The organism is Vibrio pomeroyi (assembly GCF_024347595.1).
Taxonomy (GTDB): Bacteria; Pseudomonadota; Gammaproteobacteria; order Enterobacterales; family Vibrionaceae; genus Vibrio; species Vibrio pomeroyi.
In genome coordinates this window covers 1,481,343-1,505,423 of sequence record NZ_AP025506.1, presented here as the reverse complement: position 1 = coordinate 1,505,423, position 24,081 = coordinate 1,481,343, and the positions used below count along the sequence as shown (strand labels likewise).

Below are 24,081 nucleotides of genomic sequence, written 5' to 3'. Positions count from 1 at the left end.
ATCACTATCTCATCAACGATTCTTTGGATGATAGGCACTCTGATGTCATTCAGTTTGATGGCTATTGGAGCACGAGAGCTCAGCGGTAACATCAGTACTTATCAAGTGTTGTTAGTAAGAAGCGTCATTGGTTTATGCGTGGTGTCATTTCTGATCTTCGCGGCCAAGCAAAAGGAACTATTTTCGACAAAGCGACTCCGCTTACATAGCCTGCGTAATGTCTTTCACTTTGGAGGGCAGTTTGGCTGGTTTGTTGGAATTGGATTACTTCCCCTATCGGAAGTGTTCGCGCTTGAATTCACCGTCCCACTTTGGACAGCTCTCTTGGCAAGTCTCTTTCTGGGTGAAAGCCTGACACTGAAGAAAATGATGGCTATCGCATTAGGGTTATTCGGCGTTGTCATCATTGTTCAACCGACTCAAGATGTCATGAATGCCGGAGCTATTGTCGTGTTGTGCGCGGCATTTTGTTACGCGGTCGCGCATACGTCGACCAAATCATTAGCCAGCACCGAGGCTCCGCTGACCATCCTGTTTTACATGTGTTTAATCCAACTGCCGATCGGCTTGATTCTGTCTTGGCAAGTATGGAAAACTCCTTCAGCACTTGAATCAGCTTGGTTGTCACTCGTCGCCCTATCTGCACTCTCCGCTCATTATTGTTTGACCAAAGCCATGAAGAACGCTGAAGTCACTCTGGTGATGATACTCGATTTTTTCAGGCTACCTGTTATCGCAGTAGTCGGAATTGTGCTTTATGATGAACCGTTAACGCTGGCTCTGATCATTGGTGGCGTGGTGATGTTGCTTGGTAACCTACTCGTTACCTACAAAGGTCGTCGTCCTTCGTAGCCAATAAAAACGACAACCTGCGATCCCGCTTATCAAAGCGTAAGCGTGAAAGTGCTCCCCACACCTAGCTCAGATTTCACGTTCAAAGTGCCTTCGAGGTTCTCGACCATAGCAAGCGCCAAAGATAACCCAAGGCCATACCCCTCAACATTACTTCGACTGCTGTCGACTCGGTAAAGTCGTTCAAAAATCAGATCCTGATATTTCTGCTCTATGCCTACACCGGTGTCTTGTACGGTTATCGCAACCGTTCCCTCTGCACTTTGCTCCGCTTTTACCGTGACTCTCCCTTCGGGCTCGGTGTACTTAATCGCGTTATCAATAAGATTGACCAAGACTTGAGTCAATTTATCGGGATCGGACTGAACAATAAGGTCACGCTCACCTTCAATCACCACCTCGATTTGTTTATCTTCTGCCACATCTTCATACCAGCTCACCACATTACCAATTACATCTGATAACTGAGTCGATACTTTATGGCGTATTCGCTTGCCAGTCAGTTCATCGTTCAGCTTCATCAAAGCAGTTAGCATATTACTTGCCTGCATTGCGTGTTCAGAACAGTCTGCCAATGCATCTTTCATTGCTTGCTCATCGGCGTTGTTCAGTAGTGCGGTTTGAGACGCCAAAGTAATACGAGATAAAGGGGTTCGAATATCATGAGCAATCGCATCAACTGTCGTATTCAAGGTTGTCGTTACGTGCTGCAATTTCGCAACCGCAGTGTGAACACTGGAACTGATGACGTTAAGACCTTGTGGTATTTCAGATTCGGTTTCTTTCTGAGTGCTAGTGCTGGGAAGTTCTAACTGCCCTTTTTTCAACTTATCGAGCAGATCGCCAAATGTAATCAATGGCGACATCGCACTGTGAATGATTTTACGAGTAAACACCGCAGTAACCGCCACAAGTGCAAGTAACGCATACAAGGTCATTAGCCATTGATTGTAAGCAATATAGTCCCTCGATCGGTTATCCAAAACCAACCAGAAATCAAACTGCTCTCCTTCAATAGATAACGACATATAGGGACTAAAGATGAAGCTTTCCAACCATGAGCGATTCTCATCAATTTGGTAGCTGGAAAAAGGTTGTTCTATTGATAGGTTTTGAGCACCAGCGATGAATTTTCCATCAGATGAAATGCCCTTCTCAACCTGATAAGCGGCAATGTTGTTTTCGAGTAACCGATGAGGATTGGCTTCTAAAACATGAATCAATCGCTCACTCGAATCATAAGTCAAAATACGTTGATACTCGGTCGACATAGACGTAAGGATCTTCTTCTCGGTTTGATAGAGATCGAAAAAGAAGATAGCCCCCACAATCAACTCCACCAGCAGTAAGCAGAGCAGCAAAGTCGACATAAAGCGAACCAATAAATGTCTCTGAGTTTTGGCAAGCGCCTGTTCAATACTACGACTTGAGGACATAACCAACACCTCGAAGTGTGTGAATCAGTGGCTTAGAAAACCCCTTGTCGACTTTGCTGCGAAGTCGGCACACCAGTACATCCACAACGTTGGTTTGCGGATCAAACTGATGTCCCCAAACATGCTCAAGAATCGCCGTTTTCGACATCACTGACTCTGGGTTTTCCAGCAGTAGCTTCATCAACATAAACTCACGTTGATTGATGGTGATCGTTTGTTGATCTCTTTGTAGCATGTGCTTTAGAAGGTCTAGGCTTAGGGGACCATAATGCAATTCTAATGGTTGGGATGTCGGTTGCTTTACTCGACGTACCAAGGTTTGACAACGAGCGAGTAACTCAGGAAATGCAAAAGGCTTCACCAAATAATCATCAGCCCCGGACTGCAGCCCTTGCACACGCTCTTCCACCGAGTGCTTGGCACTTAATATGATGACGGGCGTCGCGTAGCCCTGCCCTCGAAGCTCGGCAAGCACTTCAAATCCATCTTTCTTCGGTAACATGATATCGAGAATGATCACGTCGCATTCTTCAGTTACGGCCTCGTGTAATCCATCAACACCATCCGCTGAGTGGGTCACCGTTATCCCTTCTTGCTGAAAACCGTTCACCAAAAACTTCGCGATATGAATATCGTCCTCAATCAATAGTATTTTCATTAACGTCCGTTTATCTGTTAGCCGTGGTCTAAACACACTCTATCAATATCCTTTCTCGAATATAACCAACATTGCAACTTTGTAATGTTCGAGAAAGCTCCTCGTAATCCTGCGTTCGTTAATATGAACCTGTTGAATAAAAACACCCTTTCTAAACAAGTAAAAAATAGTATTCGGAACTTGAAAACGGATATTTTTGATAACAGATGCTTTAACGGAGTAAACATGAAAACGACAAAACTAACAGTACTAGCAGCAACCCTTGGTTTCCTCAGCCTTTCTCACAATGCAATGGCAGCAGAAACACAAACGGTCTCTTTCACTCAAATTTCAACACAAGCCGCATTCAATCTTGCCCATGAAGCAGTCAATCAATGCGAGGCAGATGGCTACAAGGTTTCTGCGACTGTTGTTGATTTGTCGGGCAATGTAATTGCTCAACTACGTTCTGACGGCGCTGGCATCCATACACTTGATAGCTCTCGCAAAAAAGCGTTCACTGTGGCAAGCATGAAGCAGCCTTCAGGTAATTTGATGAAGCTCATCGCCGATAAGCCGATCATGCAACCTTTGCAGAATATGGACGACAACCTGTTGTTCCTAGCGGGTGGCGTTCCTGTTCAATTGAACAATGCGATGATTGGTGCGATTGGTGTTGGCGGTGCGCCGGGTGGCCATTTAGATGTCGCATGTGCTGAAAAAGCAATCAAGAAGTTCTTCTAAAAATCCTTTTTTTTAGCTGTGCTTACTTGTCTAGCTAAAGGCCTTAAACCTCCTTGCTCAAATTAAAATTGCCTCGCACTTGCGGGGCTTTTCTTTATACAAATCAACTCCCCCCCTCTCTTAGCGCTGAACTTCAAATAACCACATATACTAGGGGGTAGTATTTTATACTCAGGGGGAGTATAGTTTTTTAACGATGTATCTCGTATCCCCTAGCAACCCTATTAGCAGAGAAGAGTTTCCGAATGAAAGACGTTAAGGGTGTGTTCCGCAACCTAGAGAAAATGCTACGAAACGCAAATTGGTTTGAAGATGGTTGGGAAATCTATAACCGTGGTGAGTATCTTCAACTCTATAAAGAGAACTGGTTTAACCAAAGCCAAGGCGGAGTTCACTTTGAGACCTTTATTGAAGGCCCTCAAATAAAACAGAAATCCTTCCCAATCTGCATGCATGCGGAGGAAGATTGCCCTGATCAAGCTGAATTTATACGTCAGTTTAAAGAGTTGGAAAAAAGCCGCATCGAAAGTTGGAAGGGATACAAAACTCAAGACAACAGCTATGGCATTTGTCAGCGAACGCTTCCGCTAAACTTTAAAAACCTCGAACAACGTTTGTTCGAAGAATTCAACCGATTACGTGCTCTTGAAGCAAGTGTCGACAAAGTTCTAGACAGGCTTTAATGAAGACCGACTCTAAATAGGACAGGCTCTAAATGAAAAAACAAAAAAGCCCATGTATTGATATGTGCGACTTTTCCAACAGTAAAGGATGGTGCTTGGGGTGTGGGAGAACCCGAGAAGAATGCAAGGCTTGGAAATCGATGAAGCCTTACGCCATCAATACTCTTAAGAAAGAACTGCAGAAAAGAAAGTCTCAAATGAAGGCAGATTAACCAAGCCGGTTACTTGATATAAGAGTCTAATACTTTAAGCACGACTTCCATATCTTCTTCACGCTGAATTTTGTCATCTTCTAGCACCACATGCTCTAGCAGGTGACCTTTAATCACTTCTCGCATCAAGCCATTCACTGCGCCACGAATGGCTGCAATCTGTTGTAATACATCCTGACATTGCTGTTCTTCATCATCCAACATCTTTTTAAGACCATTAACCTGACCTTGTATCTTGCTCACTCTTGCCTTGAGTTTTTTCTGATCTTTGGCTGTGTGTGACATAACGTTGTTACTCAATGTGATTGGAAGAAAGATTTAACAAGTAATATAGCACTTTACCTATACTGGGGGGTAGTTCCTAAGCCTATCTGGTGTGTAATCCTGTCAACGCGTTTAAGATCTAAACCAAGCTGCGCGCCACTCAAGCATTGACTTAGTTGATGCCGAGGCGAGCGTTATTCAACGGATTAATAGCGATAAGAGAATTAGACAGACAGTCATGGATTGAGACAATTTAGAAGTAAACAAACTTACATTTTGAAGTGAACAATGGTACGAATTGTTATAATATAACATTAAACTAAATAACCATTCGTTCTCATGAAACAGCTATTTGTTCTAACCAACGCATTCAATCACCTATCTACGCGCTATGTAAGCCGTTTTTCAGCGGGCTTACGTTCTATTAAGCGCTTGCCTCTTTGGTTGGCATTATTCTCTTTTGCGCCGAGCCTATCTGCTCACCCGCATTCTTGGATTGAAATGAAAACCCACATAGAAGGCGAAAATGGCATGATCACTGGCCTTTCAATGGAGTGGTCTTTCGACGCCATGACATCTATGTACATGTTAGACGGGGAAGATGTCTCGCCAGAGAAAGAAGTCGAGACATACAAAAACCTTGCAGCATCTGTCATCGAAAACATGATGTACGAGCACTACTTCACCTACTTTTACGACGGTGAAGAGCCAATCAAATATCAAGTGGCTAAACATGCCAAATTTGAGCGTGACAAAGCCAAGATGGTACTGACTTTTGATCTGCCACTTTCAAAACCAAAACAAGTAACCCGAGACTCGCTTCGCGTGCTGATTTTTGATCCGAGTTACTTCGTCGATATGTCGTGGATCTCAAATAACGATGTGACTTTATCGTCTTCACTCGCAAGACAATGCCAGTTGGAGATCATTGAACCGAACCCGACACCTGAACAAATGAGCTATGCGATGTCTTTACCTGCCGATGCCGATCCAGACAACACGTTAGGCCAACTGTTTACTCAATCGGTTGAGCTTCACTGTGCTGCGGTTCCAGCTTCTTAATCATAATGAGTCGTTTCAGTCATAAAACGTCTTAACTCAAACTCATTAAACCTCACTCAATGAGAAAGGTCTCTGATACAGGTTCTTGTTAAATGCAGAAAAATAAAATCAAAACAAATCACTACCTCATTGGTCTTGGCGCTTTATTGCTGGTTGCTGTCGGCGCATACCAACTCTGGTCTATGTGGCCATCATTGGTTATCTCTAGTATCCAATGGCAAAGAGAAGTTAACTCAGAACTTGCTGACCTACTCTATGAAGCCAAGTCTAACCCTTGGGGCGCAGGCAGCTACCTCATCGGATTCAGCTTCGTCTACGGCATGCTTCACTCTTTAGGCCCAGGCCACGGTAAGGTTATCGTGTCCACTTACTTAGCAACTCACCCAACTAAGGCGAAAGCGAGTCTCGTGCTCACAGTTGTCTCTGCGTTTTTACAAGCGCTGGTTGCAATCTTACTGGTGAGTGTATTGCTATGGGGCTTTAGCGCGTCAATGCGAGTGGTGAACGACAAAGCCAATATGTTTGTCTCGTTGAGCTTTGCGTTAGTCGCGGTAGTCGGTGCTTTGATCTGTTGGAAGGCTTTGAAAAATATCTATACAACGATGCGTAAGCCAAAGTTGAAAGTGAAAGCCATCACCACATTAGCTACTGATACGTCTTCGCCAATTTCAGTCCAGTCACCAATGGCGCTTCGCTCATCAGTATCTGCTGGTTCAATGATGTTGAATCCATCTAGCGCATTACAACCTGCAGAGCACTCTCACGCAGAGCATTCTCATGCCGACTGTGGATGCGGCCACCAGCATGTTGCCGATGCAGACGCAATAAACAAAGCTTCAACGCTCCGTGAATACGCCGGAATCATCGTTACAATTGGCGTAAGACCGTGTACAGGTGCCATTATGGTTCTGTTGTTCGCGAATATGGTCGGCTTGTATTGGATGGGCGTTCTAAGTGCATTCGCCATGGCGGTAGGTACCGCATTCACGACCTCGACGATTGCAATCATGACACTAACAGGTAAGAACTTAGTAAAACGCTATTTGGCAGCCGGTAACGAAAATAACAGTGCGTCACTAAAAGCCGCAGGCCATTATTTACAGCTATTTGGTGGTGTTTTACTTGTCTTAATTGGCTTGTTGCTAATGAGCGGACAAGACAGCGGTATGTCTCCTGTGTTTACTATGTAATTGGTAGAGACGAATAACGGGCAGCTCGTTTACTGCCCAATACCATTATTGATTTATAAGGAAATGCCTGTGAAGTTCTTGGTATCCTTTTTGAGTAATCACCACTTCACGATACCCCGGACCCCTCTCAATCCAATGATGACTTTCAAAGAAGTTAAGTAAAGACGCGCCTAAATAACCGCCCACATGAAACTTGCGTTCACTCCAATCTAAGCAAGGACAACACTTCTTACGCTTAGTTTTCGCATCCAATAAGATACCTAGCTCCAAGAGTTTTTCTTTCCCCTGCGCAGTAAGGTCGCTGCCCTCACTATCAATCCAGCCATTCGCTGTCAGAGAGTCGTACAACTTCACCGCGACCTCGCCCGCCAAATGGTCGTAACAAGTTCTCGCTTTAAGTAGCTCTTTAGGCACTTTCGAGTGGGATGGATTACTGACTTGCGAAGTCACGCCCATCATGGTTTCAAGCAGTGACGCGATGCTATGGCTATACAGGCGAAAGTATCGATGTCGCCCCTGCGACAAACACGTCACAAGATTGGCTTTTAAAAGACGAGACAAATGAGCGCTGGTTGTTGAGGCTCCGATCTCAGCGACGGCACTGAGTTCCGTTGCCGTCCAAGCTTTACCATCCATTAGCGCACATAGGATCTTCATCCGTGAAGTATCCGACATATCGGCGGCAAGCGCTGCCATATCGGTTTCTTGGCTATAGTTTACAGACTCTGTAGAACAAGGATTTTGTTTACTCAAATTAGGACCGTCTATTAATTCGTCGATGAAAACCAATGTGTCATTTCCGTTAAGCTATCATTCGCTCATCAGAGCTACAGTCAAGTGCCTCTTATACCTCAAAAACCTTGTGTACCTTAAATGACTTACCTTAGCCATGAATCTTAACACTGTCTTTTGGCGCTTCTGAACGATGATCCATTCCGTAATCTCTCATTACGCTCGCCACTCTTAACCGATAGTTTTCAAATACACTGCCACGCCCTTTAGACTGTGCAAATCTGTGTGATTCTAAATTTCGCCATGCTTGAATGGCCTCTTCATCTCGCCAAAATGACAAAGAGAGCACCTTGCCTTCATTGGTCAAACTTTGAAAGCGTTCTATCGAGATAAAGCCATCGATATCAGACAACAGCGGCTTAAGCTCATTAGCTATATCCAAGTATTCCGACGTTTTTCCTTCCGCGACCTGCACTTCAAAAATTACTGCAATCATTGTCTGTCTACCTCATTCATTTAATCGTTAAGCACATTATAACGGCATGAAATTGTGACACTTCGTTATGAAGCGAAGTATGACCTTTTAGTCTCTTCTCATTATTGTTGTAGAACATCGAAATAATAAACTAAGTCACGCACTATCTAATCTGTTGTGCATAGCTCTAACTTCAACAAACACCTGCGGTATTATTGATTTACAAAAGAGGGTTAAAACCGCTAAAGAAAAGCATCGAGAAGCGATACAATGCTCGAGTTGCGACAGCGCGGCATGGATACCATCCATAGAAAGCCCATTTATAGAGAACCTTAAAGTAGCCACACATGTCTAAAGAACCCGGTTTCACCACAGAATACACACTCGACAAGACGTTTTTTGCAGAGTGTTATGATCAAACTAGCATTCCGACTCAGTTTCCAAAAGCCTATTTAAAGGGAATACTGTTTCTTATTTTTGGTGTGGTTCTACTAGAGTTTGAACTCTTACCTAACGGCTACGTTGGTTGGTTCTTTATTGTTTTGAGTGTGATTGAAGCGTTCAGTGTGTACTGCAAAAGAACCTGGTGGTTGTGGAGACAAAAAATCAGCTCCGGCGCTGGCAGTAAAATAGTCTTCCAAGGTGATGTTAACGGAGTGAGTTACAAAAACCACAAAGCGACCAACACTATCGCGTGGACTGACATCGACCAACTTGAGCAGACCGATCTCGGCTTTATCCTTCATATCGGTAAACAGCGCCAATATGTAAGTAAATCTTGTTTAACTGATGAAGCCATTGCCTTCATGATTCAACAACACGAAGCTTCCAACGCTCCTAAAACGCCCTAAGCAAACTAACATCAATAAATGCCTGCCAATTTGGCAGGCATTTTTCTATCACCTATGAAAAGTGAATAGGATAACCGGATAACACTAATGACTACCGTATACCAAATCAGTGATTGCCACCTTTCAGATGAATCCAGCTACGAGAACTTGCGTAAAGCCTTGGAACACGTCGCTAACGATCCAACCTGTAAGACCATTTTCCTGACCGGTGATATTTGTTGTAGTCCCAAACCGGGTGACTACATTCGATTGGAAGCGTTCATCAGGCAACACATTAACGATAAGCCTATTTACGCGATTGCGGGCAACCATGACGACTCTTCCTTAATGCGTACTGAGCTAAAAGGCTCGACGATTGTCGTCGCCGATAAAGCGATTATCAATAAACGAGAGTTTGTATTTCTGGACTCTAGCGACAAGCCGCTTGATAACCGACATCCATTAGGTTCAGGGCGTATTAATAACCGTGGAATAGCTCTTCTAAAACAGCAACTAAGAAAGGCTGATGATCCCATTGTTGTTGTCCACCACCCTATCATTCCTGTCGGTTCTGAGTGGATGAAAGCGATCCGTTTGGAAAACGATACCGAGGTACTGAAGGTGCTTCGCAAGTATCGCGTGCGTGACGTTATTTGTGGTCACGGCCATGATGGAATAACTGCCAAACAACAAGGAATAACCCAATATATGGCACCTTCAACCGCCTATGGGTTCGATCACTCTATCAATGAATACAATCGCAGCGAAAAGGTAGGATTAAGTCGAATTCGTTTGTCCGCTAATTCAATCGATTATCAGGCTGTGTATTTTTAACATTGAACTGAGTTCAAAAGAATGACCCCCAATGTAAATGATGAATCCAATACTTACAGAGAATATAAATCGCCATCAAACTCCAGACATTAGAGTAAAAACTCATTTGAGAGCACTCAAACTAAAATGTTAGCGTGATGTTACAAACACAAACATCAGGCGCGACATGCAGCAAATAAAACTCTTAAACCGCGCTACCTTTGCAGGATTTGCAGCAACATTAGTTGGGAATGGCATTGGCCGCTTTGCCTACATTGCCTTGATGCCAGTGCTCATACAGAGCGGATGGTTCTCAAGTGAAGATGCCTCAACCCTTGGCGCTGCAACGCTGATAGGCTATATATTTGGAGCTCCCGCTTCAAGCTTTCTACAGCGATACTATTCAACCGGTACACTCATACGTGCCTCTCTGTTATTGAGCAGCTTTAGTTATCTTGGCTGTTCCTTAAAGTCTGCCCCCTTCGAATGGTTTTTAACACTGAGAACCATTGCAGGAATATCAGGAGCCATTCTTATGGTGCTCGCTCCCCCGATGATCGCTAGCCTTCACCCAAAAGAGATGAAAGCGAGAGTCAGTGGCGTCGTATTTTCAGGGATTGGGCTTGGTGCCATGATCTCAGGAACGATCATACCTCTTCTTATCTATCAAAGTGTAGAAAGCGCATGGTTAGGGATGGGAGCCATCGCTTTTGTCGCAACTGTTCTGACATGGAAAACATGGAGTCTTGAGCCTAAACAGAGTCATTGTGCAATGAGCCCAGCTTCGTTTAAGGACTTATCTAAGCGTAAACGTACGAGTATTCGATTTGTACTTTTAGCCTATACCTTTAGCGCAATTGGTTACTTACCTCATACCCTTTTTTGGGTCGACTATATTGTTCGTGAGTTGGGGATGAGTTTTACAAGTGGCGGCTTTTATTGGGCCGTATTTGGCATCGGAGCGGCGATTGGACCGATAGTGACAGGTGTATTGGGTGATAAGGTTGGGCTCAAAAAAGCGCTATTAACTGCCTTTATTTGTAAGGCGACTGGCGTTGCACTTCCGTTAATGAACACAGGTGAAGTTGCACTTTTTGTTTCGTCGCTACTCGTCGGTATGTTCACTCCGGGTATCGTAACACTCGTATCAACTTACACCTTAGAACTCGTTGGCACTCAACTCCACACAAAATCTTGGGGAGCAATGACAATGGCTTTTGCCGTTTCGCAAGGCACCGTTGGCTTTGTTATGGCTCATTACGCCCCGCAACTCACCAGCTATAACGTCCTATTTATGCTCAGTGCAAGTGCGCTCATTTTATCAATACTCTGCATTGCATTTACATCAACCAAACAGCAGGGATTAAACACTGCTCAAATAAGTTCTTAGCAAAGGAATCGCTCATGAAACTGTATTTAAATGATACCTCGCCATTCTCACGAGCGGTGTTGGCCACTGCCTACCTGTGTAACGCACCACTGGAACTTGAATGGGTCGATCCATGGCAGCCCCCCAAGCATTAGTCGCAATCAATCCATTTAGCACTATACCGGTTCTTGAAACTAATGATGGTATTGCACTCACCGAAAGCTTAACTATCTGCGTTTTCCTATTACAGGCTTATCCGACAAAGATACTCACAACAGCCAATACGAGTGATGCTGAACGCATTTCGTTATTAGGAATGAGTAAGACTCTCATGGAAGTAGCATTTCGCTGCGCTGCATTGAGCCGCTTTGAAGCTGAACAAAATGTGCTGACAGTTAGAGGAAAGAAAGGTATTCAAAGAAGTGTTCAATCACTTATCAAACAATTGAATAGCACCCATGATTTACTTCAGCCAGATTTCTCAACGTTATATCTACACGTTGCATTAGATTACGTTCTGTTCCGGCATACGAGCTTGCTCTCAGCTAGAGAAATAGACACCCTCTCCACCGCCTTACAAAACTCCCCTTTCAAAGAAACATTGGCAACGTTAAGCCTTGATTCACTCTCCAATAAACCAAGCTATTGCGAGCTATGCCAATAGAAGAGTGTTACAGCGCTTCAATTTATCAATCTGTGATTGAAACCAGCACAATGTAGAAGTTTGGCGTTACACTGAATGAGACATAGCAAGTAAAGAGGGTCTATGACGTTTTCTCCTGCCATTCTGCGTAAAATCTGGTACTCCCCTTCGATTAACCTAGGGCTTCGCGCCACCAGTGCTATTGTGCTATTTTTCGGCTTAGGGTTGCTGTCGAATCACATCAGTATTGCCATGACCGCACTCATGACCATGCCTGCCGCTTTGATTAGTGGCCTTGATGCTGCAGGCCCAAGGCGGTGGACACGTTTTGCGATTACCACAACCGCTTGGGCAATCACTTTAGCCGTCAGTTACATCCTACTGATCAGTGGGCTGCCTTTATGGTTAACCTATGGTGCATTGGGTGCTTTACTTGCCAGTGCTGCGGTCAACGGTCCATTTTGGGCACGACTCGGCATGTCTAGCCTCCTGATTGCTGTCGTTACCCTATCACTTCATAATTCCAACACAGCGCTAAGCTTGTACCCAATGCTGGTACTGGGCCCTCTTACTTTTGCTCTATTTAGTTGGCTTTGGTTTGCCCTGTGGAAACACTATGCGCTGCGTGTGTGTCTATCTGCAATTTACGAGACGTTGGCAGACTACATCCAATATCGCCAAGCCTTCTTGTTAGGAGGCGAAAATGAAGCGCCAAAAAGACGCATCAAATACCAGCTTATCGAGTTGTTCCAACAGGCGCTTCAATCTGAATCTTTTCGCTCTAAACACGAAGATGCAAACTCGCTCCGACAAGCCTTGTTCCTTGCTCTTGATACCTTTGAAGTGATACTGAGCAGTCACACCACGAACCCCGACCTATTAAGCCAATTTCAATCAAGTAAACAAAAGCGAGATTTGTTATTGGTTTGGAGCCAACATTGCCAGCAACGATTAAGACATAAAGCCAAACAGCTGTTGCACAACACGAACGAAGAGATGAAGCACTTGAGCTCATTAGAGCAAGAAGCCAATGACTTGATTGAAGCGGTCAAGCTTGAAGACCAACCCCGTTTTCGTTATTGGGCCTACGCTGTGAAGCATATTTCTCGTCGTATTGAGCTTAATGAACCCGCATATGAGCGTTCTTTTGAAGTGCAACCGTTCGAATTGTCATTCCGTCTGCCAGGCCGAAGCAACCCTATTTGGCGTCATGTTACCCGTGTAGGTTTAATGTTCGCGCTTGGTGCTGGGGTTGCCGAATACTTTGATTTGATCCGCCTTGACTGGGTATTGATTTCGATGCTCATGGTGATTCAGCCAAGCTTCTTGGCGACTCGCAGTAAGACTTGGCAACGCTGTTTGGGTACGGCGCTTGGCGTACTCTTTGCGACTTCCTTGATTCAGATTGGCGTACCAACGACCGCGATGTATACGTTAATTGTCATCCTCTTGCCCGTCGCGATGCTTAACATCATGCGAAATTACTCGCTCGCCATTGGTTGTATTACCGCGCTATTGATTTTGATTTATCAAACCATGGCGCACCAAGGGCTCGACTTCGCAGCGCCACGTTTGATCGACAACATCGTCGGTGGTGCCATTGTGTTACTCGGTTATGGTTTGTTGTGGCCACAGTGGCGAGGGAAAGAGATCCACAATCAAGCGCTAACGGCTCTGAACAGTTCAAAAAGCTTGTTTGTGTATTGCTATGAACAACTGCAAGTCGCCCCCGAACAACGCGACCACATGGACTTAACTAAGCAACGTGCTGCGATGCTCACAGCAGAGAGCGACCTTGAGCTGATTTACAATGAGATGCAGCAAGAGCCAAGGCACACTCGCGCCGATCCCCATTATTACGAGGATATGCTGAGTCACTATCGATTGTTGAGCCACTATCTCTGCTTGCTGATTCCACTCATCAGAACAGGCACGCAATACCAAGGCACTCAGCAAGTCGAGCGCTTAATTCATGATGCGATGGACGCGTTGATCAACACCATTCTTGATAATCGCGTCCATGAGCTACCCGCGCTAACCAATAAAACCGATGCCGACCAACCCACTTCCACAACGGGTCAACGCTCGGTAGAAGAAATCATCTGGTTGGCATTGATGACAATAAAACAAATGCACGACTTAGTTAGGCGTAACTTAAAGCCTTAAATGTCCGCGTTATTGAGTTAAAAGTCCCATCTCTGAATGTTCCGAATCAGGATCCATTCATAAGTTGTTTATATTCTCAAAGGGATATGCAACACACGGTATGATCCTTGGTTCGTAAATTTGGGCAGGACCGAAGCAGTGTTGAAGAGTCGTAAAGGGTTTACAGTCATTGAACTGGTTGTGGTTATCGTTGTTTTGGGCGTACTTGCAGTCATCGCAGCGCCGAGGTTCTTAAACCTCAGTTCCGATGCGAAAATAGCATCGTTACGTGGATTAGGCGCAAGTGTAAAAGAAGCCAACCAACTGGTTTATTCTCAAGCGGTTATTGAAGGGCAAGAAAAGTTATCCGCAGGTAGTGTGACCTTTAATGGAGTACCTGTTGATACTCAGTGGGGCTATATCAAGCCAACCTACGACAACATTGTTAAAGTGATTAATTTTTCTTCGGAGCAATTAATAGAATACTCTGATATACCCCTAGAGGATTGGGGCGTTTATGATCGGTCGCCTACTAACCAAGGCCAAAAAATTCTCTATTTCATTCCCAGAGGCACCACAAATATACCTCGAGATATCTCTACTTATTGCTTATTCCATTACTCTTTGTTTAGCACTTTGAGCGAGCCCCAATACTACGATTCCACTCAAGGCTGTTAATACAGAAGGAGTATCCCAACTTTCAGGGTGATACTCCAAAAAACAAAAAAGTCCGGTTAATTCGCCGGACTTTTTGGTGTTCGATCTTAAAGTGTGTTCTTAAAGATCTTACCGTCTTTCATGATAAGGTCCATTTCCGTTAGGTGAGAACCATCTTTCTTGGCATCGTTACCTTCACCAAACCAAGTATCACGACCACCAACCAGTGTAATGTCTTCCAGTGGGTTACCATCGATAAGTAGGATATCCGCGTATGCACCCACTTCAATCACGCCCAATTTTGCATCTGAGTATGGGTCAATCCATGGTTGCATTAGCTCGGCAGAGATACGACCCGATGTCGATGTCATGGCACGCAGCGCAGAGAAGTTACCGAACATATCTGCGTTCAACCAAATCTCGTGAGCAATCTGCTTAACACATGTATCTGCAACGCCTACACAATCTACGTTGAAGGCACGGCGATCAAATCCTGCGTCTTCTGCGGCTTTCATCTCTTTCTGGTAGCTACCAAACGCCGCTTGTGCCGACGCTAGCTTCTTCTGAATCAGAGGATCTTGTACCACTGGAATGGTCGCGAGATCCGGCGAAAATGCGGTGAGGTTCGTGGCAATGAACGCTCCCTCTTTATTGAACTTATCCGCCATCTCCGCTTTAAACATGAAGCCATGCTCTAGAGTTTTCACACCTAGGTCGAGCGCTTGATGCATCGCTTGCTCAGAATACACGTGCGTTGCAACGTAAGAACCATAAGATTCTGCTATCGCCACCGCGGCTTTCATCTCATCGTCTAGATAAGAGTTGTACTGCCATGGGTCAAACTTCGAAGACACACCACCCGATTGGAACACCTTAGTGAACTGTGCCCCCTGACGATAGTTGTATCGAGCTTGCTCTTTAATCTCTTCAACACCATTCGCGTTACTCATGATATTGAGGATTTCCAAGTTCTGTGGTGAATCAGTAAGACGACGAGACTGTAAACCAACATCGGCATGCGAACCGATAGGTGCAATTGGGGCGCCCGATGCGTAAATACGCGGTACTTCTTTTAAGCGACCGTCACGTTCCATATCAGTCCATGAACCATCAGCACCACCTACATCACGAATCGTACCGAAGCCCATATCTAGATACATTTCTGCGAACTCTTGGCCGTGGATAGCTATCTCTGTCCAGCGCATATCATCAGTACCTAGCAAACCTTTTGGAATGGTTAAGTGCATGTGCGCATCAATTAAGGCTGGCATCAGTGTACGACCTTCACCATCAATCACTTGAGCATCTGCTGGAATATCAGCCTCGCCTTTGGTGATAGCGGTGATCTTGTTATCTGTGACGACAACCGAGTGGTTCTTATACAGTTTATTTTCAGTTCCGTTGAAAACATTAACGTTCTTAAAGACAACAACTTGAGGCGCTACTGCAGCGACTGGTGCCGTTTCTTTAACGGGCGCTGGGGCAGCGATTGAGTAAGCAGCTGTCATAGCTAAAGAAGCGGCAATCAGTGTTTTCTTGAACATAAAATACTCTCTTAGTTAGTAGTGGTGCTCTGAAATCTGACGCCATATTACCCACCAGTAAAAAGCGTTAATTGCCATTTGATGACACGCGTTCACGTTCGGTTAAGCAAAAGTATTGAGATTGACTTCTTGGTATCTAATTACTGTATTCACACTAGCTTCTTGTGGTTAAAATGCCGTATGGTACAAACAATCAATTATAAAGACTCACGGCCTTTGCCACAGAGACTCCATTTAAACGAAAAGACTGACTATGAATTTTGATATCAATGCACTGAAACACCACCAACTGGTCGAAGATGGTCAACTCGAAGGGTGTTACATTCATCAGCCTGTACAAAGCAGTCAACCAGACGATAAAGCGGTTTTAGCGGAGCGCCAAGCACTGGAAAACCTCGGCTATAAAGTCGTTCAAGTTAAAGCGAAAGGCGGCACAACAACCTTTGCCGAGGCTATGCAAGAGCTTGCGAAAAAGACAGGCCACCAGCCGAAATAATCAACGAATGAATACCTGGAAAATCAAGCCCACATCAGACCTTCTCGCGCCATATGTTGAGTATATTTGGGCATTGCAAGTCACTGAGCCGAGCCAACAGTCTGCTCTGCTGCTTCCTAATCCTTCTGCTAATGCCATCCTGTCTCCGCCGGAAGACAAACATGTTTACCGAAAGAACGGATTCGAATTAGAGGTTCAAGGTGGACACTGGCTCTCTGCATACACTGAAGAACTTTATGTTGATGATCTGCATCCGCGTCAGCTTTTAGGTGTGAAGTTTTTTCCTGATGGTGCTTTTGGCTTAGGTTTGATGCGAGCGGAGAGCGCTAATCAGAAGCTCATTCAACCTCTCCCTTCTTGTTTTCAATGGCAAGATGAAATGGATATCAATTGCCCGGACGCAGCAGCCCATATCATAGAGTCACAGTTGCTATCTCTTCCACCCATTGATGAGCAGCGAATATGGAAAAGTGTTCATGAGGCTCGCTTGTACATCAACGAAGGCAAAAGCCTCGATTTGTTGCCAATGTCTAGGCGCACATTAGAACGACAATTTGCATTAGTCACTGGTTTGTCGCTCAAACAGTATGAGCAAATGGTGAAGATGGATCGTCTTATATGGGCTATCTACCAAGAGCAAAATGAAAAGATTGATTGGAGCGACCTTGCCTACCGCTTCGGTTTCAGTGACCAGCCCCACCTCATACGACAATTAAAGAAAGCGATTGGCGTGACACCCAAGCGTTACTTAATCGAGAAGCATCTTTCTATTGACCTGTTTGGTGACTTCAGTAATTGATCATGCCGCATTTGTTCAATTTTTCCAGAACCACAAAGGGTAGATTAGCCTTATGGTGACTAGCGGGTTATAAAAAATGAAAATTAGACAAGCAAATTTGAGTGATGCTCACTCTCTGAAAGAGCTATCCAAGCGTGCCATTAGCTCGTGCTACACAAGCTTTATGGGTGAGGAAATGGTCAATGGCTACCTATCAAGTGGTGCTAGTGACGATGAAATTGACAAGCATATTGGCAATACCTTTGTAGCCGTCGATGACAGCGAATCTGCCATTGGTTACGTCGTCGTTATTGATGACCTAATCCACATTATGATGGTATCGCCAGCACAGCAGCGTAAAGGAATTGGTGCGATGTTACTGTCGTTTGCTAAGGCCAAAATCCTCAGTAACCACCTCAAACCAACACTTGAAACCTTTGAGGCCAATACTCAAGCAATGAACTTTTACCTTAAAAATGGCTGGACGATTTCTCGTAAGGAGTCGGATCCTGATTTTGGTTTTGTTCGGGTGTTTTTTGAGAAAGAAAGTTAATCGTAAACTATCTATTCGGGATTACTCTATAGTCATTATCTGACACTCAAAAGGCCTCGCGCACGCGAGGCCTTTTTTTCTATCTAGCGATATAGCTATTCCTTAACAGTTACAACTACCCTACTTCACTGGCTAGGCTTCTTGACCTAACTTACTGAGTAAGTTGACCGAACTTCGGCAAGCTCTGAACAAACCTCTGGTGTACATCCATATAGGTTTGCATATAGATTTCGTCGATACGCTCGTTACTCGGGAAGCTCGATGAAAAGTCGCTGTGTTTACGGTCAATCGACAATTTAGCGGCCTCGACAATATGAGCAATGAACATGCGAGGATCTTCCAACCCAATCGAGATACGCATTGTGGTCGGTTTGATGCCCGCTTCATTGAGTGCCTCATCGCTGAGTTCTGAATGCGTGGTCAATGCTGGGCACAGCGCTACCGTATTGGTTTGCCCTAAGCTCACTTGCATCCCGATTGCGGGCTCAAGCATGTCGAAGAACTGTTTAAACCCATCTCGATTGATTGGCGCACGATTACCGTTTCCTTCCATATCGATGGTAAACAACGCGGCTGGTAGCCCCAAGTACATGTTGTTCTGGCAGTGTTCATAGTTATTGCTGTCTGGCAAAGCTGGACACGACACATTGATATCTGGATGAGCATCAAAGATCTTTGCGAGAGTCAGTGTATTAATGGTTTTTTGCACCACACGCATCTCATAGGTTTTCATACCATTGAGCACTTCGAACGCTTTGTCTGCATCTAAGAACGCGCCTTTAATGTAATACACATTCCAAAACAAGGTTTCGTTCCATGGAATCGTCGCCTCATCACCATTGGGTTTGGTGAAAGTCACATCCTCTCCTTTTGGTACAAACATCGTCTCGTTACGACCAATGACTACGCCAGCCGTTGTAGTGCCTGAACCCGCTAATTCTTTGGTGTAGGAGTGAATCACATAATCTGGCCTTTCCATCACATCATCACGTTTGAGCACAGGATGAAGCAATGGCGTACCCACTGTTGAGTCGACAATCACATCCCAACCACGAGAGTGACCAGCTTTACTGATACTGGCGACATCTAACACGTATCCATGTGGGTTACACGGTGACTCAAGGTAAACGTAGATTTTCTTACCCGCGGCGAGGCGATCTGCGTATTTGTCAGCAACCTCATCAAGGCAAGTCGCAAACTCATCTCCGGAGTAACCATCCACCCACTCTACCGCGACATTCAAGTTCGAAGGCTTGCCAAACCAATCTTCCAACAACTGATAAGAACCGCCATAGATGTTGCGTGAGGCCAAGACTATGTCTTCATGCCCGAGCAAATGGCTCAACAACCCATCAATAGCCGCCATCCCCGAGTTAAAGTTCCATGCGAGGTACTCATTGGCTCTAGAACCGGCCTCAATATCAACCATGTGGTTAGCCAGTGAGATTGAGGTTGGATTAAGCAGTCGAGAGTAAATATCGTGCAGTGGTTCTTTACCGTTGAACGCATCTTCAATCCATTCTGTACACGCAAACAAATAGGTCGCGGTGCGTGTAATCACAGGGCTAGCGGAAAATATAGCAGCAACATTATCGAAGATAGGATACGCACCTTTAGAGGCAAAATTACCATTGTTGGTGGCAATGGATTGGTAAGTCGCACGCATTGGGTTTTGCAGGTTGTCGAGGATCTTCGCGATCTGGAAAGACAAAAAACGTTTGGCGTTAAACCAAGCGATTCGGTCACTCTTGTCGAGTTCTGAAAGTCCATCAACGGTCAATGCCCAAAGGTCGTGAGTCTTGGTATTAGCTTTGTACAAGGTCGTCGCCAGTTCAATCAGCGTGACGCCGTAATCACTATTTGGGTCGATACCAAAATGCTTTGCCTGCTCAATAGCAAGGGCTTCTGCTTGTTCGTGTTTGGTGGTTTTACGCAGCGGGCTAAGTTGAGTTGACGTGTTCATAGTTCAGTCCTTGGTTATACCTCCTTTAATTTTAGTTTTTCGCGGGTGCTAAAAATTGCTATTTGAGAAGCAAGACATACACTTTGAGCAATAATATTGCCGAATAAATTCTAATATTGATGGGATATGCCAATTGACGAGATCGATAAGAAAATACTGGCTGAACTGCAAAATAACGCTCGCCTGACTAATCAAGAGTTGGCCGATCGCGTGGCGCTGTCGCCCTCTCCTTGTTTACGCCGAGTTCGGTCATTAGAGAAACAAGGGATTATTCGCGGCTATCACGCCAGCGTTGATCAAGAAGCGTGTGGCTTGCCTGTGAATGTGTTTGTGTTGGTGAAACTTGAAAAGCCGACTGAAGAGAACATGCGCGACTTTGAGCAACACATTGAAGTGATTGATGAAGTATTGGAGTGCTTTTTAATGACAGGCAATCACGATTATCTATTGCATGTGGTCAGCGAGTCGCTTAAAAGCTACGAGCAATTTATCCGCAAACAACTAACTCGCCTGCCCAATATTGCGTCTATTGAATCCAGCTTCGCCTTTGGTCAGGTAAAAACAAAGACTAAGCTGCCAGTGAGATAAATGCAGGGCACAGCTATTTGGGATTAAGGAGTGTGAGAGTGCTTCAGCTCACCCTCCTTAAGCTGCACTAATAAGATTGCCGGATTCACTCCACGTAAATAATCAATGACCTTGACAGAGATTAGTAGGATGATAACTTTGAAAAGGTACTGCATAACGTGCCGAAACATCATAACGTCCTGACAAATGCTGAGTGGCCAAATATTGGCGTTGCTCTTCATTATAAGAGTGTTGTGTTACTTCTAGTTCAATGGCGTCTCCATCCCCAGCACAAATGAAATAGTAGTCATCCATATCTCGAAATGCTATTGGGGTTTCATCTACCAATCCATATCTATCGGTCATCTTTCTTGACCTCCAAATATCTTTAAATGTACCTCGTTCATAGCTTTTCAAATTTCGCCATTGTACGAACATATAAGTATCATGTGAGGGAATCGATGGAATGTCACTCATTGCCTCGTTCGGGCTTTTACAAGTATCAAATAAAGCCACATCATTGCCCGTAACTCTAAATGGCAACCTATCTTCATCTTGTATATAAGAATCCACCGTCTTCTTAGGCCAAGACTCATTTTTCTGGCTGAGATAAAAAGAAGGGCTCTTTAGGTAAGACCCAAATTCGTCAGTTTTACTTGCGTCAACAATTTCATAAACAGGATTATCATGAAGTGCGTCATAGCTAACACTATAATCGAACTCAATTTTAAACAAAAAATCTTCCATCTCAGGTTTAGTAAGAGAGGTGAAAGCTTTATCGACCGACGCTTTGATTTTCTCAATGGATTTGGGGTGAGTGAGGTAAATAGGAATGAGTCCGTGTCCCGCAAAGTCTAATTTACTCGGTGCTATCGTGGTATTGGGAGGCGGAACGCTGCCTATCCCTGTAAAGTTCAGCCCATTAATCACAAGATCTGAGGTCGATAAAATATAATCACTGTCCGGGCTAAGGGTTGGGGAAGCGGGAGCGATGTGAACAACGTGAATATTATCGGCACTGTAACCGTATTGGGATGAAACATGCTTGTATGATTCGTTTACCCATAAGTTCCCTTGTGAATGAGCGATGTAAATGAGCTTTTTCCTTTCCACGTAAGAGAGTCATTTAAAAGGTGATGCTGCATTCTAGTTTGGCTGGTTTCGGGGGCATCAACAAGTGAGGCTAGTTCTTGTAAATATTTCGTGATGGTTGCATTGATGGTTTGGTTTGTGAAGTCGAGAACAAACCCAGTAAACCAATCAAAAGTGGCGCTGATTTTTTGGATGATAGAGCTGTTTTGCCTACCGCTCACAATGTCCCAAAAGGCCTCCCACCGGTCGAATTGTTTCTGCTCTAACTCGTAAGTTCTTTGGTCAAAGGTTTCAGCAAAATCAGCCAATACGTTAAGGCCACTTCCGTCAATATAAGAATCGTTGTAGAAAACCTGGTATTCAACAGACTCACCGTTGTAATGTTTGATATCTAGAGTGGATTCTATTTCATCGATACCACGCCTAGCGTCTTTCTCTACAGTCGCCACCCCATTAAAAAAACCAATGGTATAGCCTTCAACTTTGCATGAGTTAGCCATTACATTAAATGGTAATAACACACTTATCATAAACGAGATAGTTAGCTTATTCACAGTACTTAGCCTCTGCTTTTAGAGACGTACTTACTGAGCCATCTAACATGTGATTATAAGCCAAGTAGAGAATGGTGCGAGCTTTAGTATTGTAAGTGAGCGCATCAATAGTTCTCCCAGTATTGGTTCTATCTCTTACTGGTATACCAACAAACTTCTTACAAGCAATGACCTTCCCATATTTATTAGCGATTACTAATGCCTTCTTTATATTGGTTTCAGTCTTTGCACTCCAGTCGTGATAGAGACTTTCTTGTGCTTGCCGAGCCTCTTGTTTTAAGGCTTTTCGAACAGGCTGGGTCACTTCTAACGCATCGATAAACGCCTCAATGTCATCGCGGATACCATCATTGTTTGCATCCGTACCAGTAAGAGAGTCACTGCGGTCAAGCATGGGTTCAAAGTGCTCATATAGCAGCCTAAACTGATCATCGATTGTCGGTTGTGCCTTTAATTCTGCGACTAGCTCAGGTGTTTTCTCTATGTGTGATATGACACTCGGTTGTTCCACTACAGCAGCGTTTGGCTCATTCGATTCTTTGCATCCCACAATTAACATCATTGCTAATGTGCAGACTAACCCATTTTTCATTTTCGTTTCCCTAGTATTTCAAATAGATACCAAAGATTACGGATAAATTAACTCACTGAATAATAAAGAGTTTGCATAGGATCATAACAAACAAAAATAGGAAGTTAGATGTTGCTATCCTCCGCTTTTTCTGTGTTTCAAAAGAGGGTGAAAATATCAATTAAAAGGGAGATTTGAACGTGGGTTAGCAGTATATTCTCACGAGCTTCTGCCAAATTGTTCCGTAGATACACTAACCCGCCTCCCTAATATCGCTTCTATTGAATCCAGCTTCGCCTTTGGTCAGGTAAAAACAAAGACTAAGTTGCCAGTGAGATAATTAGTAACGGCTTAGTTGGGCTGTATAGAAGGCATTGGATAGTCATCGCCAATCATACATACCAGTGCGCCACCAAAGGCTTTGTCGTAACGTATTTTTCCGGTCGTATTAGAACTTTCGAGGCTCGTATTGCCATCAACCATCTGATTAATTTCTTGTGCCACTTTTGTTGGTACCAACCAGATACAAACCGTAAGAGAACAAGTTGATGACGACGATTTACAACCTGTCTCGGAGCTCCCTCGAGCCCATTGACTCCCCTTTTCCTTAAGCAGTAATTGCGTTGCTATGTAATCTGGATGATCGATGTACTGATCGCCACCTATCCATGTATCGTCAAAAGGTAAGTATGGTCCTCGCCATGTTGATAAGCCCGGATTTTCAATTAAGTGATTGATGTTTAAGTAGCCGAAGTTCGTGTCGGTATCGGAAGTGATGGGAGGCAAAGAACCATTGTCATGAGAATATTGCTCAGCGACATCCAACACAGTATTCAGTTGCCCGATCAAAAAGTTTGCCTCATCGACACGGGACATACGGTTGCCAAACTGGTTGTAGATAAAAAATGCGGTAATAAGCATGAACAAACTAAACGCTGCAAGTTTCCATTTTTTTCTCTGACGCAAAAGTTTCAACATCTAATCTTTATCTCTCATCAAATTGATTCTAATAACGCTAAGGCTTCCCTGATGGGAAAGATTATACCAGAGTAAAATCAAACGCTTTGTATTGAAACATACTGCCTTATTGACCGTAAATATGCCTAGTTCTTAAAGGCCAATTTAGAACTAGATTCTCCCCCCAATAAAAAACAAACCTAAGACATGGGAATTGATTCCGAAGTGACCGTTTTATCTGACTGTCATCTAATTTTTGTAC

Annotated in this window: 24 protein-coding genes and 3 pseudogenes; 17 read left to right on the top strand and 10 right to left on the bottom strand. The window is 44.2% G+C overall.

The genetic code is table 11. The features are described 5' to 3' along the window. Positions 1 to 27: 27 nt before the first annotated feature. Positions 28 to 852 (top strand): DMT family transporter, encoded by an 825-nt coding sequence (locus tag OCV12_RS06710; protein WP_261885699.1) that lies wholly within the window; start codon positions 28 to 30, stop codon positions 850 to 852. Positions 853 to 884: 32 nt separating this feature from the next. Here OCV12_RS06710 and OCV12_RS06705 read toward each other — a convergent pair whose 3' ends face one another. Then, a complete protein-coding gene (locus OCV12_RS06705; protein ID WP_261885698.1) occupies positions 885 to 2,288 on the bottom strand; it encodes a sensor histidine kinase in 1,404 nt (467 codons plus the stop codon). Then, positions 2,272 to 2,946, bottom strand: a complete 675-nt coding sequence (locus OCV12_RS06700) for a response regulator transcription factor (RefSeq protein ID WP_261885697.1) — start codon at positions 2,944 to 2,946, stop codon at positions 2,272 to 2,274. The genes OCV12_RS06705 and OCV12_RS06700 overlap by 17 nt, the downstream gene beginning before the upstream one ends. A 225-nt stretch (positions 2,947 to 3,171) precedes the next feature. Between OCV12_RS06700 and OCV12_RS06695 the strand changes: the two genes are divergently transcribed. From OCV12_RS06695 to OCV12_RS06685, 3 genes are all read left to right on the top strand, one after another. After that, positions 3,172 to 3,669, top strand: a complete 498-nt coding sequence (locus OCV12_RS06695; RefSeq protein WP_261885696.1) for a GlcG/HbpS family heme-binding protein — start codon at positions 3,172 to 3,174, stop codon at positions 3,667 to 3,669. Positions 3,670 to 3,914: 245 nt separating this feature from the next. After that, a complete protein-coding gene (locus tag OCV12_RS06690) occupies positions 3,915 to 4,352 on the top strand; it encodes a hypothetical protein (RefSeq protein ID WP_261885695.1) in 438 nt (145 codons plus the stop codon). A gap of 32 nt (positions 4,353 to 4,384) precedes the next feature. Continuing rightward, positions 4,385 to 4,564: a DUF1289 domain-containing protein gene (locus OCV12_RS06685; RefSeq protein WP_176681438.1), complete on the top strand. Its 180-nt coding sequence runs from the start codon at positions 4,385 to 4,387 to the stop codon at positions 4,562 to 4,564. 9 nt (positions 4,565 to 4,573) lie between these two features. Here the strand turns inward: OCV12_RS06685 and rcnR are convergent, their stop codons facing one another. Then, positions 4,574 to 4,849, bottom strand: coding sequence for a Ni(II)/Co(II)-binding transcriptional repressor RcnR (gene rcnR, locus OCV12_RS06680; RefSeq protein ID WP_261885694.1), 276 nt, complete (start codon positions 4,847 to 4,849; stop codon positions 4,574 to 4,576). A gap of 318 nt (positions 4,850 to 5,167) precedes the next feature. Between rcnR and OCV12_RS06675 the strand changes: the two genes are divergently transcribed. Both OCV12_RS06675 and OCV12_RS06670 read left to right on the top strand, forming a co-directional pair. Beyond that, the gene (locus tag OCV12_RS06675; RefSeq protein WP_261885693.1) at positions 5,168 to 5,890 is read left to right on the top strand and encodes a DUF1007 family protein; all 723 of its coding nucleotides are present in this window, start codon (positions 5,168 to 5,170) and stop codon (positions 5,888 to 5,890) included. A gap of 92 nt (positions 5,891 to 5,982) precedes the next feature. After that, a complete protein-coding gene (locus OCV12_RS06670) occupies positions 5,983 to 7,080 on the top strand; it encodes a nickel/cobalt transporter (RefSeq protein WP_261885692.1) in 1,098 nt (365 codons plus the stop codon). 45 nt (positions 7,081 to 7,125) lie between these two features. Here OCV12_RS06670 and OCV12_RS06665 read toward each other — a convergent pair whose 3' ends face one another. Both OCV12_RS06665 and OCV12_RS06660 read right to left on the bottom strand, forming a co-directional pair. Beyond that, positions 7,126 to 7,833: a winged helix-turn-helix domain-containing protein gene (locus OCV12_RS06665; RefSeq protein ID WP_261885691.1), complete on the bottom strand. Its 708-nt coding sequence runs from the start codon at positions 7,831 to 7,833 to the stop codon at positions 7,126 to 7,128. 130 nt (positions 7,834 to 7,963) lie between these two features. Beyond that, positions 7,964 to 8,308 carry an antibiotic biosynthesis monooxygenase family protein gene (locus tag OCV12_RS06660; RefSeq protein WP_261885690.1) on the bottom strand — a complete coding sequence of 115 codons (345 nt, stop codon included), beginning with the start codon at positions 8,306 to 8,308 and terminating at the stop codon, positions 7,964 to 7,966. Between the two features lie 326 nt (positions 8,309 to 8,634). Between OCV12_RS06660 and OCV12_RS06655 the strand changes: the two genes are divergently transcribed. The 6 genes and pseudogenes from OCV12_RS06655 (at position 8,635) to OCV12_RS24905 (ending at position 14,765) form a co-directional block, all read left to right on the top strand. Then, positions 8,635 to 9,138: a YcxB family protein gene (locus OCV12_RS06655; RefSeq protein WP_261885689.1), complete on the top strand. Its 504-nt coding sequence runs from the start codon at positions 8,635 to 8,637 to the stop codon at positions 9,136 to 9,138. An 87-nt stretch (positions 9,139 to 9,225) separates the two neighbouring features. After that, positions 9,226 to 9,951 carry a metallophosphoesterase family protein gene (locus tag OCV12_RS06650; RefSeq protein WP_261885688.1) on the top strand — a complete coding sequence of 242 codons (726 nt, stop codon included), beginning with the start codon at positions 9,226 to 9,228 and terminating at the stop codon, positions 9,949 to 9,951. A 166-nt stretch (positions 9,952 to 10,117) separates the two neighbouring features. After that, positions 10,118 to 11,320, top strand: coding sequence for an MFS transporter (locus OCV12_RS06645; protein ID WP_261885687.1), 1,203 nt, complete (start codon positions 10,118 to 10,120; stop codon positions 11,318 to 11,320). A gap of 14 nt (positions 11,321 to 11,334) precedes the next feature. Further along, positions 11,335 to 11,963: pseudogene (locus OCV12_RS06640) on the top strand (glutathione S-transferase N-terminal domain-containing protein). Positions 11,964 to 12,065: 102 nt separating this feature from the next. Further along, positions 12,066 to 14,108: an FUSC family protein gene (locus OCV12_RS06635; protein ID WP_261885686.1), complete on the top strand. Its 2,043-nt coding sequence runs from the start codon at positions 12,066 to 12,068 to the stop codon at positions 14,106 to 14,108. Between the two features lie 138 nt (positions 14,109 to 14,246). Continuing rightward, entirely contained in the window at positions 14,247 to 14,765 is a 519-nt protein-coding gene (locus tag OCV12_RS24905) for a prepilin-type N-terminal cleavage/methylation domain-containing protein (RefSeq protein WP_315972796.1), read from the top strand. 86 nt (positions 14,766 to 14,851) lie between these two features. On the opposite strand, the gene OCV12_RS06625 is transcribed toward OCV12_RS24905, so the two are convergent. Continuing rightward, on the bottom strand, positions 14,852 to 16,288 hold the full coding sequence (locus OCV12_RS06625; protein WP_261885685.1) for an amidohydrolase family protein: 1,437 nt from the start codon (positions 16,286 to 16,288) through the stop codon (positions 14,852 to 14,854). Positions 16,289 to 16,541: 253 nt separating this feature from the next. Between OCV12_RS06625 and OCV12_RS06620 the strand changes: the two genes are divergently transcribed. From OCV12_RS06620 to OCV12_RS06610, 3 genes are all read left to right on the top strand, one after another. Further along, positions 16,542 to 16,784, top strand: coding sequence for a hypothetical protein (locus OCV12_RS06620; protein WP_261885684.1), 243 nt, complete (start codon positions 16,542 to 16,544; stop codon positions 16,782 to 16,784). Between the two features lie 7 nt (positions 16,785 to 16,791). Next, positions 16,792 to 17,583 carry a helix-turn-helix domain-containing protein gene (locus tag OCV12_RS06615; RefSeq protein ID WP_261885683.1) on the top strand — a complete coding sequence of 264 codons (792 nt, stop codon included), beginning with the start codon at positions 16,792 to 16,794 and terminating at the stop codon, positions 17,581 to 17,583. A 76-nt stretch (positions 17,584 to 17,659) separates the two neighbouring features. Further along, on the top strand, positions 17,660 to 18,115 hold the full coding sequence (locus OCV12_RS06610; RefSeq protein ID WP_261885682.1) for a GNAT family N-acetyltransferase: 456 nt from the start codon (positions 17,660 to 17,662) through the stop codon (positions 18,113 to 18,115). A 151-nt stretch (positions 18,116 to 18,266) separates the two neighbouring features. On the opposite strand, the gene OCV12_RS06605 is transcribed toward OCV12_RS06610, so the two are convergent. After that, a complete protein-coding gene (locus OCV12_RS06605) occupies positions 18,267 to 20,078 on the bottom strand; it encodes a PLP-dependent transferase (protein WP_261885681.1) in 1,812 nt (603 codons plus the stop codon). 132 nt (positions 20,079 to 20,210) lie between these two features. On the opposite strand from OCV12_RS06605, the gene OCV12_RS06600 reads away from it, so the two are divergent. Beyond that, the gene (locus tag OCV12_RS06600) at positions 20,211 to 20,666 is read left to right on the top strand and encodes an Lrp/AsnC family transcriptional regulator (RefSeq protein WP_050621546.1); all 456 of its coding nucleotides are present in this window, start codon (positions 20,211 to 20,213) and stop codon (positions 20,664 to 20,666) included. 102 nt (positions 20,667 to 20,768) lie between these two features. Here OCV12_RS06600 and OCV12_RS06595 read toward each other — a convergent pair. Continuing rightward, positions 20,769 to 22,267 (bottom strand): annotated as a pseudogene (locus OCV12_RS06595) (hypothetical protein). A gap of 16 nt (positions 22,268 to 22,283) precedes the next feature. Next, positions 22,284 to 22,883: a chromosome partitioning protein ParA gene (locus tag OCV12_RS06590; protein ID WP_261885680.1), complete on the bottom strand. Its 600-nt coding sequence runs from the start codon at positions 22,881 to 22,883 to the stop codon at positions 22,284 to 22,286. Positions 22,884 to 23,115: 232 nt separating this feature from the next. Here OCV12_RS06590 and OCV12_RS06585 point away from each other — a divergent pair. Then, positions 23,116 to 23,202: pseudogene (locus OCV12_RS06585) on the top strand (Lrp/AsnC family transcriptional regulator); the annotation flags it as partial. A gap of 11 nt (positions 23,203 to 23,213) precedes the next feature. Here the strand turns inward: OCV12_RS06585 and OCV12_RS06580 are convergent. Continuing rightward, positions 23,214 to 23,840, bottom strand: a complete 627-nt coding sequence (locus tag OCV12_RS06580; RefSeq protein WP_261885679.1) for a type II secretion system protein — start codon at positions 23,838 to 23,840, stop codon at positions 23,214 to 23,216. Positions 23,841 to 24,081: the final 241 nt, after the last annotated feature.